The organism is Amycolatopsis sp. NPDC051071 (assembly GCF_040682875.1).
Taxonomy (GTDB): domain Bacteria; phylum Actinomycetota; class Actinomycetes; order Mycobacteriales; family Pseudonocardiaceae; genus Amycolatopsis.
This window is the reverse complement of record NZ_JBFBBY010000162.1, coordinates 1-16,233: the sequence shown is the minus strand read 5'-3', so window position 1 is coordinate 16,233 and position 16,233 is coordinate 1. Positions and strand designations below refer to the sequence as shown.

The 16,233-nt window shown below is 68.5% G+C and carries 16 protein-coding genes; 3 read left to right on the top strand and 13 right to left on the bottom strand.

Features of this window, described 5'->3' with window-relative positions; translation table 11 throughout:
* Window positions 1-109: 109 nt before the first annotated feature.
* The 3 genes from AB0M65_RS33915 to AB0M65_RS33905 all read right to left on the bottom strand — a co-directional run bounded on the left by AB0M65_RS33915 (window position 110) and on the right by AB0M65_RS33905 (window position 2,523).
* A complete protein-coding gene (locus AB0M65_RS33915; protein WP_364037092.1) occupies window positions 110-652 on the bottom strand; it encodes a DoxX family protein in 543 nt (180 codons plus the stop codon).
* A gap of 99 nt (window positions 653-751) precedes the next feature.
* Window positions 752-1,576, bottom strand: coding sequence for a DUF72 domain-containing protein (locus tag AB0M65_RS33910; RefSeq protein WP_364037089.1), 825 nt, complete (start codon window positions 1,574-1,576; stop codon window positions 752-754).
* Between the two features lie 41 nt (window positions 1,577-1,617).
* Window positions 1,618-2,523 (bottom strand): 2-hydroxyacid dehydrogenase, encoded by a 906-nt coding sequence (locus AB0M65_RS33905; protein ID WP_364037086.1) that lies wholly within the window; start codon window positions 2,521-2,523, stop codon window positions 1,618-1,620.
* Window positions 2,524-2,586: 63 nt separating this feature from the next.
* On the opposite strand from AB0M65_RS33905, the gene AB0M65_RS33900 reads away from it, so the two are divergent.
* A complete protein-coding gene (locus tag AB0M65_RS33900) occupies window positions 2,587-3,810 on the top strand; it encodes a PQQ-dependent sugar dehydrogenase (protein WP_364037083.1) in 1,224 nt (407 codons plus the stop codon).
* Between the two features lie 197 nt (window positions 3,811-4,007).
* Here AB0M65_RS33900 and AB0M65_RS33895 read toward each other — a convergent pair whose 3' ends face one another.
* The 6 genes from AB0M65_RS33895 to gatC are packed head-to-tail and all read right to left on the bottom strand — an operon-like array spanning window position 4,008 to window position 9,834.
* A complete protein-coding gene (locus tag AB0M65_RS33895) occupies window positions 4,008-4,514 on the bottom strand; it encodes a hypothetical protein (RefSeq protein WP_364037080.1) in 507 nt (168 codons plus the stop codon).
* Entirely contained in the window at window positions 4,507-6,012 is a 1,506-nt protein-coding gene (gene gatB, locus AB0M65_RS33890; RefSeq protein ID WP_364037077.1) for an Asp-tRNA(Asn)/Glu-tRNA(Gln) amidotransferase subunit GatB, read from the bottom strand. Before gatB ends, AB0M65_RS33895 begins: the two co-directional genes overlap by 8 nt.
* A gap of 25 nt (window positions 6,013-6,037) precedes the next feature.
* The gene (locus AB0M65_RS33885; protein ID WP_364037074.1) at window positions 6,038-6,694 is read right to left on the bottom strand and encodes a DUF4276 family protein; all 657 of its coding nucleotides are present in this window, start codon (window positions 6,692-6,694) and stop codon (window positions 6,038-6,040) included.
* Window positions 6,694-8,022, bottom strand: a complete 1,329-nt coding sequence (locus AB0M65_RS33880) for an AAA family ATPase (RefSeq protein ID WP_364037071.1) — start codon at window positions 8,020-8,022, stop codon at window positions 6,694-6,696. Before AB0M65_RS33880 ends, AB0M65_RS33885 begins: the two co-directional genes overlap by 1 nt.
* A gap of 1 nt (window position 8,023) precedes the next feature.
* Window positions 8,024-9,538, bottom strand: coding sequence for an Asp-tRNA(Asn)/Glu-tRNA(Gln) amidotransferase subunit GatA (gatA, locus tag AB0M65_RS33875; protein WP_364037068.1), 1,515 nt, complete (start codon window positions 9,536-9,538; stop codon window positions 8,024-8,026).
* The gene (gatC, locus tag AB0M65_RS33870; protein WP_364037065.1) at window positions 9,535-9,834 is read right to left on the bottom strand and encodes an Asp-tRNA(Asn)/Glu-tRNA(Gln) amidotransferase subunit GatC; all 300 of its coding nucleotides are present in this window, start codon (window positions 9,832-9,834) and stop codon (window positions 9,535-9,537) included. The genes gatA and gatC overlap by 4 nt, the downstream gene beginning before the upstream one ends.
* 244 nt (window positions 9,835-10,078) lie before the next feature.
* On the opposite strand from gatC, the gene AB0M65_RS33865 reads away from it, so the two are divergent.
* The gene (locus AB0M65_RS33865) at window positions 10,079-10,732 is read left to right on the top strand and encodes an amino acid-binding protein (RefSeq protein WP_364037062.1); all 654 of its coding nucleotides are present in this window, start codon (window positions 10,079-10,081) and stop codon (window positions 10,730-10,732) included.
* Between the two features lie 79 nt (window positions 10,733-10,811).
* Here the strand turns inward: AB0M65_RS33865 and AB0M65_RS33860 are convergent, their stop codons facing one another.
* From AB0M65_RS33860 to AB0M65_RS33845, 4 genes are read right to left on the bottom strand one after another with little or no spacing between them, the layout of a single operon-like run.
* A complete protein-coding gene (locus AB0M65_RS33860; RefSeq protein WP_364037059.1) occupies window positions 10,812-11,309 on the bottom strand; it encodes a GNAT family N-acetyltransferase in 498 nt (165 codons plus the stop codon).
* Window positions 11,302-13,458, bottom strand: a complete 2,157-nt coding sequence (gene ligA / locus AB0M65_RS33855; RefSeq protein ID WP_364037056.1) for an NAD-dependent DNA ligase LigA — start codon at window positions 13,456-13,458, stop codon at window positions 11,302-11,304. Before ligA ends, AB0M65_RS33860 begins: the two co-directional genes overlap by 8 nt.
* Before the next feature lie 10 nt (window positions 13,459-13,468).
* Window positions 13,469-14,173 (bottom strand): hypothetical protein, encoded by a 705-nt coding sequence (locus tag AB0M65_RS33850; protein ID WP_364037053.1) that lies wholly within the window; start codon window positions 14,171-14,173, stop codon window positions 13,469-13,471.
* Between the two features lie 22 nt (window positions 14,174-14,195).
* Window positions 14,196-15,233, bottom strand: coding sequence for a methionine synthase (locus AB0M65_RS33845; RefSeq protein WP_364037050.1), 1,038 nt, complete (start codon window positions 15,231-15,233; stop codon window positions 14,196-14,198).
* Between the two features lie 120 nt (window positions 15,234-15,353).
* Here AB0M65_RS33845 and AB0M65_RS33840 point away from each other — a divergent pair, with 120 nt between their 5' ends.
* Window positions 15,354-16,163, top strand: coding sequence for a phospholipid scramblase-related protein (locus tag AB0M65_RS33840; RefSeq protein ID WP_364037047.1), 810 nt, complete (start codon window positions 15,354-15,356; stop codon window positions 16,161-16,163).
* Window positions 16,164-16,233 lie beyond the last annotated feature (70 nt).

The window sequence follows — 16,233 nt, the reverse complement described above, 5'->3', positions numbered from 1 at the left end:
TTCCCCGGTGGGTGGGGTACACCTTGTTTTTTGTGGGGTCCAATTAGTAAAAAATTTGTCCTATGGGGACCCCTCATGACACACGCGCGTCAGCGTTTGGCGCGGGCACTCAGCGGCAGAGCACGATCACCACGACCGAGGCCGCGGCCGCCAGCAGGAGCCCGATCAGGCCGAACGAAAGCGGCCGCTTCCGCCAGGGCGTGTTGACGTCCAGTGACAGCCGCCCGGCGCCCGCGAGGAGGACGGCCAGCGAAGCCGCGCCCAGCAGGAGTTCGAGCTCGAAGCCCTGTCCTTCCTTCTGGAAAAACCCGCCGCTGAACTTCACGTACACGATGTTCGCACAGACCCCGAGCAGTGCGGCGGCGCCGATCGGGGTGAACAAGCCCACCAGGACGAGCGCGCCGCCGGCCACCTCGCTGATGCCGGTGACCCACGAAAGCAGCGTCGTCTGGGTGGTGTAGCCGAAGTTGCCGAGCACCCGGGCGAAACCGCCGACCCCGGGGCCGCCGAAGGCGCCGAAGAGGTGCTGGAGCCCGTGCGCGCCCATGGTCACGCCGAGCACGACCCGCAGGACGAGCAGGCCGAGATCGATCCCGCCCCTGGTCTCCGCCGGGCCCGGGTCGCCGCCGGAGTCGGCCACGTCCGAGATCACGCTGGTCTGGTAGTCATCGCTCACGCGCGAAGGGTAGGCGAAACCGGCGCCCGAGGCGACCGTCGGGAGTGGCGCGGCGCGGCGACGCACCACCTCGGCTCAGAACAGGGTCGCGGGCTCGACCGGTTCGGGCTCGGGCAGCGGGTCGAGGCCGGGCACCAGTGCACGCACGTCGTCGTGGAACCGGCGGGCGAGCGACGGCGCGTCGTCGTTGTCGGGGGTGTGCAGGAAGACCGTCGGCGACCGGCCCGCACGCAGCCATCCGGCGACCACCTCGGTCCACGGTCGCCACCCCTCGACGGTCTCCTCGGTCGAGTCCCGGCCGAGGTAGCGGACGACCGGCCGGTCGGTCAGCGCGTGCGTCCGCCGCGGCAGCCGGGGTTTCTTGGCCCAGGCGTCCTGCTCGGCCTCGCTGATCGGCGGGCTACGGAAGAAGACCGTGGTGTCGAACGGCACCCACTCGGCGTCCGCGTCGGTGAGCGTCCTCTCCAGCAGCGACGTCGAGCGGGCGTCGGTGTAAAACTCGGGGTGGCGCACTTCCACGGCGCGTCGGCGACCGGCGGGGAGCCGTCGCAGGAAACGGCCGAGGGCGTCGACGTCCGGCGGGCCGAACGAGGCGGGCAACTGGGTCCACAGGACCGCCCGTTCGCCGAGGGGTTCGATCGCGTCCAGGAACGCCCGCATCTTGGTCTCGACACCGGCGAGCCGTCGCTCGTGCGTGACGACCTTGGGCAGCTTGAGCAAGAACCGGAAGCTGGGATCGGTCTGCCGCGCCCACGTTTCGACGGTGTCGCGGGCGGGGATCGCGTAGAAAGTGGTGTTGCCCTCGACGGCGTTGCACCAGCCGGCGTAGGCCCGCAGGCGCTCCCCGGCGGACTGCGACCGCGGCAGGAACCGGCCTGCCCACGCCTTATGGGTCCACATCGCACAGCCGACATGAAGGCCTGGCACGTCCGTCACCCCGCTCAGTACTCGCCGTGGACCAGGTTCTTCGGCAGTTCTCCGCTCATATAGTGACTCAGCTCGCGGACCACCACGGCGTACGCCCGCTGCCGCACCCCGCTCACCGCGCCGCCGACATGCGGTGTCAGCAGCAGTCCCGGCACGTCCCACAACGGATGCCCGTCGGGCAGCGGTTCGGGATCGGTGACGTCGAGGGCGGCGCGCAGCCGTCCCGAAGCGAGTTCCGGGACGAGCGCGTCGGTGTCCACGACCGGCCCCCTCGCGACGTTCACGAGGATCGCGTCGTCCGGCATCGCGGCGAGGAAGGCCGCGTCGACGAGACCGCGGGTGTGCTGGGTGAGTGGCACCATCAGGACCGTGACGTCGTGTTCCGGCAGCAGCGCGGGAAGCTCGTCGACGCCGTGCACGCCCTCGCGAGCGGTCGCGCCGACCATGGTGCAGCGCACGTCGAACGTCTCCAGCCGACGGCGCAGATGCCTGCCGAGGTCACCGGCTCCGACGATGAGGGCCCGTTTGCCCTGCAAGGTGTCCGTGGTCCGGCGTTCCCAGTTCTTTCGCCGGTGGCCGTCGGCGAAACCGTGGAGTTCGCGGTAGATGGCGAGAAGGACCGCGACGACCCATTCGGCCGAACTACCGCCGTGCGCACCACGGCAGGTCGAGAGCAGGACACCGTCCGGGACCTTGCCGATCCAGTCCTCCGCGCCCGCCACCAGCAGTTGCACGAGCTTGACGTTCGGCAGTTCGCGCCACATCGCCTCGGTCGGCTGACCACCGGTCACGAGCACCTGGGCCTCGGCGGCCTCGGCGGGCGCGGGCTCGCCCTGTCGGTACACCACCGGACGCACGCCCTCGATCTCCGAAAGCGCGGTCATACCCTCTTCGTCGGGCACCAGCACGGTAACGGTCATGATCGCCACGGTATCCAGTTCCGCTTACCCGTGGCTCACGCACGCCCACCTAGGCTGGCCTTCGTGCGTACCCGGTACCGGCGGAAATGGACTTCGCCGCTGGCTCTGCTGGCCTGCGGCGCACTCGTGCTCTCCGGCTGCGCCAAATTCGACAACACGGCGGCCAGCCAGACCTTCACCCCGGTGAATCCGCCGTCCCCCGAGGTCCCGCCGCAGGTCGGACCCGGTGGCGAGGCGGGCGACTCCGGTCCCGGCCGCGGCAACGGCCCGAATCAGACGCCGACCCCGGTTCCGCCGCCGCAGGGTTGCAAGGACTTCGACAAGGCCGTCATCGCGACCTGCCTGGACACTGTCGCCGCCGTGGCCGCGATCCCAGGTGACGGGACGGCGCCCAGCGCGCTCGCGGGTGAACGCAAGAGCGGCCGGATCATGCTCGCCACCGCGGAGAAGGATCCCGCCGCCTGGGCCGTCATCCCCGTGGACGGCTCCGGCGACGGCGGTCTCACCTCGCTCGCGGTGTCCCCCGGTTTCGCCGAAGACCAGCTGGTCTTCGCCTACGTCACCACCCCGGCCGACAACCGTGTCGTCCGGCTGGCGAAGGGCCAGGCGCCGAAACCGGTGCTGACCGGCATCCCCAAGGGTGCCACCGGCAACCGCGGCGCGATCGGCACCGACGCCAAGGGCGCGCTCCTGGTCGCCACCGGAGACGCCGGCAACCCGGGCGCGGCGGCCGATCCGTCGTCGCTGGCCGGGAAGGTGCTGCGCATCGACACCTCCGGGAAACCGGCGCCGGGTAATCCGACGGCGGGATCGGCGGTCTTCTCCACCGGCGTGCATTCCCCCGGCGGTCTGTGCCGCGACCAGAGCGGTTCACGCGTCTGGCTGACGGACAGGCTGGCCGACAAGGACGTCGTCTACCGGCTGCGTGCCGGTCAGCCCCTGAGCACCCCGGCCTGGACCTGGCCGGACAAACCGGGAGTGGCGGGCTGCGCGGATTTCGTGGGCGCCGTCGGCTATCTGTACGTGACGACGTCGATCGCGGGGAACCTGCAGAACCTGCCGGTCACCCCGGACGGCGCGGTGACCGGCAAGCCCAACATCTCCATGGACGGCAAGACCGGGAAGCCCCCGAAGACCTTCGGCCGCCTGTCCGCCATGAGCATGATCAACCCCCAGCTGGCCATCACCGGAACCGTCAACAAGGACGGCGGCGCACCGGTGTCGAGCGACGACCGCGTGGTCATCATCGCGCCGAGCGTCGGCGGCGGTGGGGGCGGCAAGGACTGAGGGACCCGTCCCCCAGCCCTCTCCCGCAACTAGAGGACTAATTGCGGCAGGACGTGTGCGACTTCCAAGCACGCGAGATCCGCCTCCAAGCACGCGAGATCCGGCTTTAAGCACGCGAGTGCGAAGTTTGAGCACGCCTGGAGTGCCGCGAGGCGACGCAGGAGTCCGCAACTAGAGGACTAATTGCGGGAGAGGTGTCAGCGACGGGTGCGGGTCTCGGCACGCAGGACCCGGACGTCGACGAACGCGACACCGGCCGAGACGACGGCGGCCAGCAGGCCGAGGTAGCGGCCGAGGCCGGTCCCGATTTCGATACCTGCGGCGGCGAAGATCCCGCGCTGGTCGGCGTCGAACTGCCAGTCGAGGGTGACCCAGCCGAGCACCATCAGCAGCAGCGCGCCGATGGCGGCCATCAGCCACAGATGCGGCAAACCCGCGCGGCGGACGGCGTCGACACGGCCGAACAACACGACGGCCAGGCCGGGCAGGAACAGCAGGAACAGCGGCGCCCAGGCGAGGAAACCCGCGCGCCACGCGTCACGCGTGACGTCGGTGGCGGGCAACGCCGTCAGCGCGTCCTCGATCTCCGGGCGCGACGCGGTCAGAGTCGTCCACGGAAGGAACAAGGCCACCAGCGCGAGCAGCCCGGCCGCGAGGCCGAGCCACTCACGCCAGGTGACCTTCTTCAAAGCGAGATCAGGCACCGACTCGCTCGACGATCAGTTCGCGCACGCGCTTGGCGTCGGCCTGGCCCTTGGTGGCCTTCATGACCGCGCCGACGATCGCCCCGGCCGCGGCCACCTTGCCGCCGCGGATCTTCTCGGCGATGTCCGGCTGCGCGGCCAGTGCCTCGTCGACGGCCGCGATCAGCGCGGAGTCGTCCGAGACGACCTTCAGGCCGCGCTTCTCGACGACCTCGGACGGCGAACCTTCGCCGGCGAGCACGCCCTGCACGACCTCCTTGGCCAGCTTGTTGGTCAGCTCACCGGATTTGACCAGCCCGATGACCTCGGCCAGCTGCGCCGGGGTGATCGCCAGTTCGGCCAGTTCGACCTCGCGGGAGTTGGCCTCCTGCGCCAGCGTGTTGACCCACCAGCTGCGGGCCTCGTCCGGCGTCGCGCCCGCCTCGACGGTCGCGGCGACCAGGTCGACCGCGCCGACGTTGAGCAGGTCGCGCAGCGCCTCGTCGGTCAGCTTCCATTCGGCCTGGATGCGCTTGCGGCGCTCCGCAGGCATCTCCGGCAGCGTCTTGCGCAGTTCCTCGACCCATTCGGCCGACGGCGCGATCGGCACCAGATCGGGCTCCGGGAAGTACCGGTAGTCCTCGGCGGTCTCCTTGGTGCGGCCGGGCGACGTGGTGCCGTCGGCCTCCTGGAAGTGCCGCGTCTCCTGCTTGATCGTGCCGCCGTCGGCGAGGATCGCCGCCTGCCGGGTCATCTCGTAGCGCACGGCGCGCTCGACGCTGCGCAGCGAGTTGACGTTCTTCGTCTCGGTGCGCGTGCCGAACTCGGTGGCGTCCTTTGCCATCAGCGACACGTTGGCGTCGCATCGGACCGAACCCTGGTCCATCCGGACGTCCGAGACGTCGAGCGCGCTCAGCAGATCCCGCAGCGCGGTGACATACGCCCGCGCGACCTCGGGAGCGCGTTCACCGGTGTGCTCGATCGTCTTCGTGACGATCTCGATCAGCGGCACTCCGGCACGGTTGTAGTCGAGCAGCGAGTGCTCGGCGCCGTGGATCCGGCCGGTGGCGCCGCCGACGTGCAGCGACTTGCCGGTGTCCTCCTCCATATGCGCGCGCTCGATCTCCACGCGCACGACCTCGCCGTCGTCCAGCGTCACGTCGAGGTAGCCGTTGAAGGCGATGGGCTCGTCGTACTGCGACGTCTGGAAGTTCTTCGGCTGGTCCGGGTAGAAGTAGTTCTTCCTGGCGAACCGGCACCACGACGCGATCTCGCAGTTGAGCGCGAGCCCGATGCGGATCGCACCCTCGACGGCCTTGCCGTTCACCACCGGCAGCGAGCCGGGCAGCCCGAGGCAGGTCGGGCAGACCTTGGAGTTGGGCTCGCCGCCGAATTCGTTGGCACAGCCGCAGAACATCTTGGTGTTCGTGTTCAGCTCGACGTGCACCTCGAGGCCCAGCACCGGGTCGAACCGCTCGATGACGTCGGCGTAGTCCATGAGTTCCACTACGGCGGTCACTTCTTTCCTCCTACTGTTCTGGAAGTCATTCTATGAATCCGATCCGCCGTAGCGCCGTTTCGGTGTCGGTTTGCCAAACTTGAAAGGATGGCACCGCTCGCAGCCTGTCGAGTTCGATCCGCCTGGCGATGGTGTCGAGATAGTCGTGCACGGACCTGCTCCGGCGCTTTCGCCTCGTGCCGGATCGCAGGGCCTCGGCCAGCGTGCGCTTGGGATCCGTGAGCTTCTCCACCTTCGAAAGCAGGTTCACTTCGAAAACGCCAGTCGTCGTGACGTCGACCCCGGCGAGCTCGTTGACCAGTGTGACGTCGGCGAGAGCCCAGCTTTCCATCTCCCGGATCGGTACCAGCGGCACTAAGCAGGGAGCGGCACCCGCGCCGCTCGCTACCTTGTCCCATTCGCCCATCATCGGAACCCAGCTTTTCGCGGCTTCCCGATCCGGGTTGGCCGTCCCGTCGTAGTGGAAGAAGACCAGGTTCAACCGGGGCGTTTGATCCAGCACTTGCTGAGCGAACGTGCGCCAGGTGTCAGCCTGACGTTCGAAGACAAGGGGCCGGTCGACGTCGAAACCTTTGCCCGGTCGCTCCCGGCCGATCTCCTCGAGCGCGCGGGCGAGCAACTGGCTGAAGAACGTGTCGTCGGTCGCCCCTTCAACGGCGACAACGGTGCGCAGCTGCCTCATCAACCCTCCAGGAGCCGACGGGCTTCGTCTTTGGTGATCGCCAGCAGTTCCCGCTGCTCGAACCGGGACACCGGCTCCAGCCCGGAGTCCTCCTGGTCCTCGAGCACACGAACCCGCGAAACACGGCTCGTAGCCTCACCGGGCGAGACACGCGACACCCAATCCATGACCACGATGTCCTCTGGCTCGAGGACGGCCAGCATCAAGGGCGAATGGCTGGTCAGAATCACCTGGGTCAGCGGCTCACCCGGCTCAGGTTCGGCGGTCAGCTCCTTGAGCACGCGCATGAGCTTCCGCAAGCGCTGCGGAAAGATGCCGTTCTCCGGTTCCTCGAAGCAAAGCAATCCGCGGTGTTCCGGGTCGTACAGGGCGGCAAGCAGGGCTAGCACCCGGAGCGTCCCGTCCGAGGCGACCCGTGCGCTGACCTTGCCTTCGTCGCCAGTGGTCAGCTCGATCTCCCACTGACCCGCCGCCTTGTTCTCCTTGATCTCGACCCCGCTGAATCCTTGGATCACCTGGACCAGATCAACCGCGATCTCATCGAGCCCGCTGCCGAATTTGTCACGGGTGGTTCGCTCGATTCGGCGAAGCACCGCGGCGAGGTTAGCCCCGCTCGGCGCGAGCTGCTGATCCGCCGTTCCGATCTTGCTCGGCATCCTGAGCGCGGCGGGATCGAGCTGCAGAAAGCGCCATGACTCGAGCTCGCGGCGGATGGCGAACAAGTAGGGATAGTCTCCCGCGGACGTAATGCTGGACAGCACTGAGGACTGCGCTGATTCAGCACGAAGGTACCTGGTGTTCTCCCCTGCGCGATGCAGGGCGAAGGTCCGGTCGCCGTGTCGGACGACCGTCTCCAAGAGCGGGTCCGCCAGCTCTCCATAGCGCACGCCCGCGGCCTGCCCGGACACTCGATCAGCATTCGCCGCGATCGGATACGCCGCTTCGTGAACAACCACTGGCGAGACATAGTCGTCGTTCGGGGTAAGCGCGATGTGCAGTTCGTAACGAACCCGGGTGTGGCGGATGTCAGCGCGCTCTTCGAACGAATCGACGACGGATCGTTCCAACGTGAGCTCGACCGCGAAGGTCATCTTTCCGAGGAACGTGCCGTCGCCACGTCGGCGAAACTGCTCCAGCAGGTCACCACGCTGGTCGTTGAACGCTTCTTTCACCCTCGGTGCCGTCGCAAGGCGGCTCAGGAGCTGAATCGCATCGAACAGGTTGGACTTGCCGCTGGCGTTCTGGCCGAGGATGACCAGGAACGGCGGCAAGTCCAACCCGAAACCATCGAACGACTTGAAGCCGTCGATCTCGATGCGTGTCAGCAAATCACGCCTTCCCCAGCTCCGGAGCCTGGTGCACCAGCGAGCCACCGTTGGCGGCGTCCCGCGCGACCTCGTAGGCGGCGCCGACGCGGTACAGCCGCTCGTCGGCCATCGCCGGGGCCATGATCTGCAGGCCGACCGGCAGGCCGTCCTCGTGCGACAGTCCGCTCGGGACACTCATGGCGGCGTTGCCCGCGAGGTTCGACGGGATGGTGCACAGGTCGGCGAGGTACATCGCCATCGGGTCGTCGACGCGCTCGCCGATCTTGAACGCGGTGGTCGGTGTGGTCGGGGAGACCAGTACGTCCACCTTTTCGTACGCGGCCTCGAAGTCGCGCGTGATGAGTGTGCGGACCTTCTGTGCCGAGCCGTAGTAGGCGTCGTAGTAGCCCGACGACAGCGCGTACGTGCCGAGCATGATGCGTCGCTTGACCTCGGGGCCGAAGCCCTTCTCACGAGTGAGCGACATGACCTCTTCGGCGCTGTGCGCGCCGTCGTCCGACACGCGCAGGCCATAGCGCATGGCGTCGAACCGGGCGAGGTTCGACGAGCATTCGCTCGGCGCGATCAGGTAGTACGCGGGCAGTGCGTAGGTGAAGTTCGGGCACGAGACCTCGACGACCTCGGCGCCGAGCGCACGCAGCTGCTCGACGGCGGCCTCGAAGGACCGCAGGACGCCGGGCTGGTAGCCGTCACCGGCGAATTCCTTGACCACACCGACGCGGACGCCCTTGAGGTCACCGGTCAGGCCCTGGCGGGCCGCGGCGACCACCGGCGGGACCGGCGCGTCGATCGAGGTCGAGTCCATCGGGTCGTATCCGGCGATGACCTCGTGCAGGAGGGCGGCGTCGAGCACCGTCCGCGCGCAGGGACCGGCCTGGTCCAGCGACGACGAGAAGGCGACGAGGCCGTAGCGGGAGACGCCGCCGTACGTCGGCTTCACGCCGACGGTGCCGGTGACGGCGCCGGGCTGGCGGATCGAGCCGCCGGTGTCGGTGCCGATCGCGATGGCGGCTTCGAACGCCGCGATGGACGCCGAGGAGCCACCGCCGGAACCGCCGGGGATGCGGGCGTGATCCCACGGGTTGTGGGTCGGGCCGAACGCGGAGTTCTCCGTGGAGGAGCCCATCGCGAACTCGTCCATGTTGGTCTTGCCGAGCACCACGACACCGGCCTCGCGCAGCTTGCGCGTCACGGTGGCGTCGTACGGCGGGATCCAGTTCTCCAGGGTCTTCGAACCGACCGTGGTGGGGATGCCCTTGGTGGTCAGCACGTCCTTGAGCGCCAGTGGCACCCCGGCGAGCGGCGACTTCGGGGCCTTGCCCGCGGCGACGTCGGCGTCCACCGCGCGGGCCGCGTCGAGCGCGCCCTCGGTGTCCACGTGCAGGAACGCGTGGATGTGGTCGTCGACCTCGGCGATCCGGTCCAGATGCGCCTGCGCGACCTCGACCGCCGAGACCTCACGGGCCTGGATCTTCCCCGCCAGTTCGGCGGCGGTGAGTTTGATGAGTTCGGTCACTGCTCTTCTCCCAGAATCCGCGGTACCCGGAATCGACCCTCTTCGCTGGCAGGCGCACCGGCCAGCGCCTGCTGCTGGGTCAGCCCCTGTCGGACCGCGTCCTCACGGAACACGTTGGTCAGCGGTACGGCGTGCGACGTGGGCGGGACGTTCTCGCCCGCCACCTCGCTCACCTTGGCCACCGAGTCCAGGATCTGGTCGAGCTGGCCTGCGAAGACGTCCAGCTCCTCCTCCGTGACGGCAAGCCTGGCGAGCTTGGCGAGGTGCGCGACCTCGTCGCGGGAAATGTTGGGCACGCGGGTGACTCCCGGGGTGTGCTGTGCGGGTTCTGTCGGAAGCTGCAAGTCTATGGTGGCGGCGTCGGCGAACTCGACTGGGTTATGCCGCGCCGGTCACTCCCACGTCGGGTAAGGAGTGCCTGGTTCGTTATCCCGCGTCCCGGACGTCGAGCCCCATTACCTCGTCCGGTCTGTCACAATCGGCGCCCGGCGTAGCGCGTTCCACGGCGAGGCTGGAACGCCTGAGGCGAGAGGGGCGCGTGTGTCGTTCCTGATCCGGGTCCAATTACCGGACACCCCGGGGACCCTCGGCGCGGTCGCCACCGCGCTCGGCACCGTCGGCGCCGACATCCTGAGCGTGGACGTGGTCGAACGCGGCGGCGGGATCGCCATCGACGACCTCGTCGTCGAAATCCCCTCCGGCAGGCTGCCGGACGCGTTGATCACGGCGGCCGAAAGCGTCGACGGCGTCGAGGTCGACGCCGTCCGCCCGTACGCCGGCGTGCTCGACACGCATCGTGAACTCGAACTGGTCGAGGAGATCGCCGCCAAACCCGCTTCGGGGCTGGAGATCCTCGCCGAGGGCGTCCCGCGGATCATCCGGGCGGGCTGGGCCGTCGTCGTCGAACATTCGGAATCCGGCGCGCTGCGGCTGGCGTCGTCGAGTGCGGCCCCTGAGACGCCGATCACCGACCTGCCATGGCTGCCGCTGGAACGCGCCACCATCCTCGACGCCGAGGAAGCGTGGATCCCGGAGACGTGGAAGGAACTGGGCACGGAGCTCGCGGCCACCCCGCTGGGGAAGCCGGGGAAGGCGCTGCTGGTCGCGCGGCCGGGCGGACCGAACTTCCGGGCCGCCGAGGTGGCGCGGCTGGCTCACTTCGCGGGCATCGTGGCCGTCGTGCTGGACAGCTGAGCGTCCCGGCGCCGCTGCCGAAGTGTCATAAGGGGTCCCCATAGGACGAAATTTGTCCGATGGGGACCCCTCATGACGTTTAGGTGAGGTCCAGGCGGTAGGCGACCAGAGACACCCCGGGGTGCGGTTCCCAGTCGCGCTCGGGCAGCCGCACGAAGCCGAGGCGCTCGTACAGCCGGTGCGCCCGCCGCATCGTGCTCAGGCTGCACAGCACGACCCGGGCCGCGTCCAGTTCCCGCGCCCGATCGATGACCGCCCTGGTCAGCGCCTCGCCGATGCCGCGCCCGGTGGCCGACGGCAGGACGCCGAGCATGCGGAACTCCAGTTCGCCCTCGTGCGACAGCTCGGCGAACGGGGTGCCCGGCCGCGCGATGGTGACGGTGCCGACGAGAGTGCCGTCACCGTCCTCCGCGACCAGGAGTTCGGCCAGCTCCGCACGCCTGGCGGCGTCGACGAGTTCGGCCGCGTAGCCGACGCCTTCCACGAGACCCCGTTCCGCGGCGTACGCGGCGAGGGTGAGTTCTCCGACAGCCTTCAGTTCGGCGGCGCGTGCGGGCCGGATCTTCAGGTCACTCATCGGTCTCCTCAGCAGCGGGTTCGTCCGTCGGCAGCGCGAGTTCCGCGGCGGCCTCGGGGCCGCTCTCCAGCAGCACCCGGAAGCCGTTCTCGTCGAGCACTGGCACCTTCAGCTGAACGGCCTTCTCGTACTTCGTCCCCGGCGCGTCCCCGACGACGACGAACGCCGTCTTCTTCGACACCGAACCGGCCGCCTTGCCGCCGCGGGCCATGATGAACTCCTTGGCCTCGTCGCGGGAGTAGTCGTTCAGCGAACCGGTGACGACGATCGAGAGGCCTTCGAGGTTGCGCGGGATGGACTCGTCGCGTTCCTCCTCCATCCGCACCCCGGCGGCGCGCCATTTCTCGACGATCTCGCGGTGCCAGTCGACCTCGAACCACTCCTTCGCGGCGCGCACGATGGTCGGGCCGACCCCGTCGACACTGGCGAGCTCCTCTTCGGAGGCGTTCTCGATCTTTTCCAGCGAACCGAATTCCCTCGCGAGCGCCTGCGCCGCCGTCGGGCCGACGTGCCGGATCGAGAGCCCGACGATGACCTTCCACAGTGGACGGTCCTTGACGATTTCGAGGTTTTCCAGCAGTTTGCGCCCGTTGGCCGACAGCTCCCCCGCCTTGGTGCGGAACAGCTCGACTTCGAGCAACTTCTCCTCGTCCAGGTCGAAGATGTCACCTTCGTCGTGCACGACACCGGCGTCCAGCAGCGCCGCCGCGGCCTCGTAACCGACCACCTCGATGTCGAAGACGTTCCGGCTCGCCAGGTGGAACAATCGCTCCCGCCGCTGCGCCGGGCAGAACCGCGCGTTCGGGCAACGGATGTCGATGTCGCCCTCCTTCTGGTACGCCAGTTCGGTGTCACAGTTGGGGCAGCGCAACGGCATGACGAACTCGCGTTCCTCGCCGGTGCGCGCGTCGACCACCGGCCCGAGCACCTCGGGAATGACGTCGCCTGCCTTGCGGATGACGACCTTGTCCCCGATCAGCACGCCTTTGCGCTTGACCTCTTCCTGGTTGTGCAGCGTCGCCATCGCCACCGTGGAGCCGGCGACCTTCACCGGCTCCATCACCGCGAACGGGGTGACCCGCCCGGTGCGGCCGACGTTGACCTGGATGTCCAGCAGGGTGGTGATCGCCTCTTCCGGCGGGTATTTGTAGGCGATCGCCCAGCGTGGCGCGCGTGACGTCGTGCCGAGACGACGTTGCAGCGCGACCTCGTCGACCTTGATCACGACGCCGTCGATCTCGTGTTCGGCGTCGTGGCGATGCTCGCCCCAGTACGCGATGTGCTCCAGCAGTTCCTTGCCGGAGCCGAGGACCTTGCTGTGCGGCGACACCGGCAGGCCCCACGCGGCGAGCGCGTCGTAGGCCTCGGACTGGCGCTTCGGCTCGAATCCTTCGCGTTTCCCGAGTCCGTGGCAGATCAGCCGCAGGTTGCGGGACTTCGTGATCTTCGGATCCTTCTGCCGCAACGATCCGGCGGCCGTGTTGCGCGGGTTCGCGTACGGGTCCTTGCCCGCCTCGACCATTTTCGCGTTGAGCGCCAGGAAGTCCTCGACACGGAAGAACACTTCGCCGCGGACCTCGACCAGCGACGGCACCGGGAACTCGCCGGTGCCCGTCAGCCTGTCCGGGACCTGCTCCAGGGTGCGGACGTTGAGCGTGACGTCCTCACCGGTGCGGCCGTCGCCCCTGGTCAGCGCGCGGGTCAGGCGGCCGTTCTCGTACAGCAGGTTGATCGCGAGGCCGTCGATCTTCAGTTCCGCGAGGTACTTCGTCGCGCCGATCTCCTTCTGGACTCGCTCGACCCACGTCTCGAACTCCTCGGCGTCGAAGACGTTGTCCAGGCTGAGCATGCGTTCGAGGTGGTCGTGCGCGACGAACTCGGTGGAAAACGTGCCGCCGACGTTCTGCGTCGGCGAATCCGGCGTCACCAGCCCCGGGTGCTCGTCCTCGATGGCCTGGAGTTCGTTGAGCAGCGTGTCGAACTGGCCGTCGGACACGAGGGGTGAATCCAGCACGTAGTACCGGAACTGGTGCCCGCGGATCTCCTCGGCCAGTTCGGCGTGCCGCTCGCGGACGTCGGCCGGGACGTCCGTGACGTCCTGTGCGACGTCGGCCGTTTCGCTGTCTGAGGGGGTAAGTTCGCTGCTCACGGGGGTAAGCCTAGTCGGGGGTACCGACAGTTCCGGACGTCCCGGAGCCGAGTCGGCCGACGATTTCACGAAGCTCCAGCAGGGTCAGCTGCCCCTCCCGCGCCTCGGTCACCAGCTCGACCCTGCCCAGCCGGTCGGCCGCGACGCGCTCACCCAGCGTGGCGTCCAGCGGCAGGAAGGTCATCGTCGTCCGGGTCTCCGGTTCGAGTTCCCCGATCAGCGGATGGAAGACCGTGACGTCCACCCGTCCGGCTGATTCGTCCACCTTCGCGGTCACCCGGACGTCGGCCAGTGCGATGCGGGTTTCGCCGAGGTTGACGGTGACCTCGTTCGGATCGGGCACCGGCGGCACCGAATCGTGGTATTCCCAGATCGCGTCCTCCGGCGGCGCGGCGGCCTTCCACGCGTCGGTGTACGGGCGCAGTTCCGGATCCTCCTGGCCGGTGAGCACCAGCGAGTAGATCGCGCGATGCCCACGATCGAGGGAGAAGTGCAGCCTCGGGTGGAGTGCCTCGACGATCGTGCAGAGATCGTGTTCCACGCGGTGCGGCTCACGGTCGCCGAGTGCGGCGCTGACCTCCGGCAGGAGTGCGAACCACGCCTCCCAGAACGTCACGGCCGCGGCGGCGGCGTCCTCGGGGACCGGCTGCTCCGGCCAGGCGGTGCGGGGGTCGGGGACGTCCTCGGCCTTGCGGGAACGGCGGAACAAACGCATGGCGGGCACGTTACCGCGCCGGTCACCAGCCTTCAGGCGGTTCGACGAAAGCCTTGCCCGCCTCGCGGCCGAGCGTCAGCGCACGGCGCATCCACTCCGGCGTACTGCCCGCGAGACCGCACGCCGGGGTCGGCACGGTGCGTTCGGCGAGGATTTCGCGAGAGAACCCGAGGCGGTCGAACAGCTTGAACACGGGCGAAACGATTTCGCGCAGCTTCAGCGGGGCGCCAGGGTCGGTGGTGGGGACCAGACCGAACATCAGTGTCGTGCCTGAATCGATCGCCTCGCCGATTTCGTCGAGCTGAGCGGGCGAAGCGCCCTTCAGCAACGAGAAGTCGAACGCGATCGCGCCCGCACCCGCCGCACGCAGCAACGAGATCGGCGGCTTCTCGGCGCAGCAATGCACGGCGACAGGCTGCCCCGTGATGCGCTCCGCCCCGGCGATCACCGTCGACAGCAGTTCGCGTGCTTCCGGCGCGGGGACCGCGGCAACGGTGCCGTACCCGGACGCCGTCGGGAGGTCACCGGCGAGGACCGCGGGCAGCGACGGCTCGTCGAACTGCACCACCACCGGTGCGCCGATCCGCGACTTCAGTTCCGCGACGTGCTCGGCCAAGCCGTCCAGCAGTGACGCGGTGAAATCGCGCAGCGCGCCGCGGTCGGTCAGGATCCGGTGCCCGCGTGGGAGTTCGATGTTCGAAGCGAGCGTCCATGGTCCCGCGACCTGAGTCTTGAAGGCGGGCGGCGCGGCACCGGCCTTCTCGCGGGCTTCCTGGACGGCGTCGAGGTCCCAGCTCATCAGGTCGACAGCCCGGCGGTGGTCGTGGCCAGGCCGCGAGGCGACCCGGTAGCCGCTCGGCACCACTTCGACGGCGAGATCGACCAGCAGCCCCGCCGTCCGGCCGATCAGGTCGGCCCCGACACCGCGTGCGGGAAGCTCGGGCAGGTAGGGGAATTCGGGCAGTTCGCCGAATACGATCGAAGCGGCCTCGACCGGATCGGTGCCGGGCATGGAACCGATGGCGGTGGCAGCGCCGAGAGGCCAAGGTCGTTCGTTCACACCCGGATTCTCCCCTTGGTCCCGCTCGGCGGGGAGGCGGGGCAGGGGAGGACACGGACATTCGCCGCAATTGCCGTCGGCGGACCCGCGGGGGCGCCGAGCGGATTACTCTGACCTGCCATGACGAGCTCTCCACAGCCCGCCGGCTGGTATCCCGACCAGCAGAACCCCCGCATCTACCGGTGGTGGGACGGACAGGCCTGGACGCCGAACACGCGGCCGTCCCATGACGCCGAGGCCATCGAACTGGATATCGAGGGCGCCCACGATCCGAACCGGATACGGGCGCAGGCGTCGAAGGGAACCCAAGGCAGGGCGAGCGGGCTCACCGGCGGCGGGACCTTGTTCTCGGAACCGGTGCTCGTGGTCAACCAGCGCGCGAAGCTCATCGAGATGGCAGGCGAGTTCGGGGTGTTCGATCAGAACGGCGAACGCCTCGGCGGCGTCGTCCAGGTCGGGCAGAGCACGCTGAAGAAGGCCATCCGGCTGTTCACGAAGTACGACCAGTACCTGACCCACCGCTTCGAAATCCGCGACGCGAACCACAGCACCGTGCTGAAGGTGACGCGACCGGCGAAGGTGTTCAAGTCACGGTTCCTGGTGACGAAGGCCGACGACTCGCCGATCGGGGAGATCGTGCAGGAGAACGTCTTCGGCAAGATCCGGCTGGGTTTCGTGGTCGACGGGCGGAAGATCGGCGGGATTTTCGCGGAGAACTGGCGTGCGTGGAACTTCGTGATCAAGGACCACGACGAGGTCGAGATCGCGCGGATCACCAAGACCTGGGGTGGTTTCGTGAAGGCCGCGTTCACCACGGCCGACAACTACGTCGTCGAGATCCACCGGCCGCTGCGGGACCCGCTGGCCTCGATGGTGGTCGCTTCGGCGCTGACCATCGATACCGCGCTGAAGCAGGACGACAACGGCTGAAGACCTCGTGAGTGATTTGGGTCGTTCTAACGACCCAAAACACTCACGAGCCCCGACCCCCGCTTTCCGG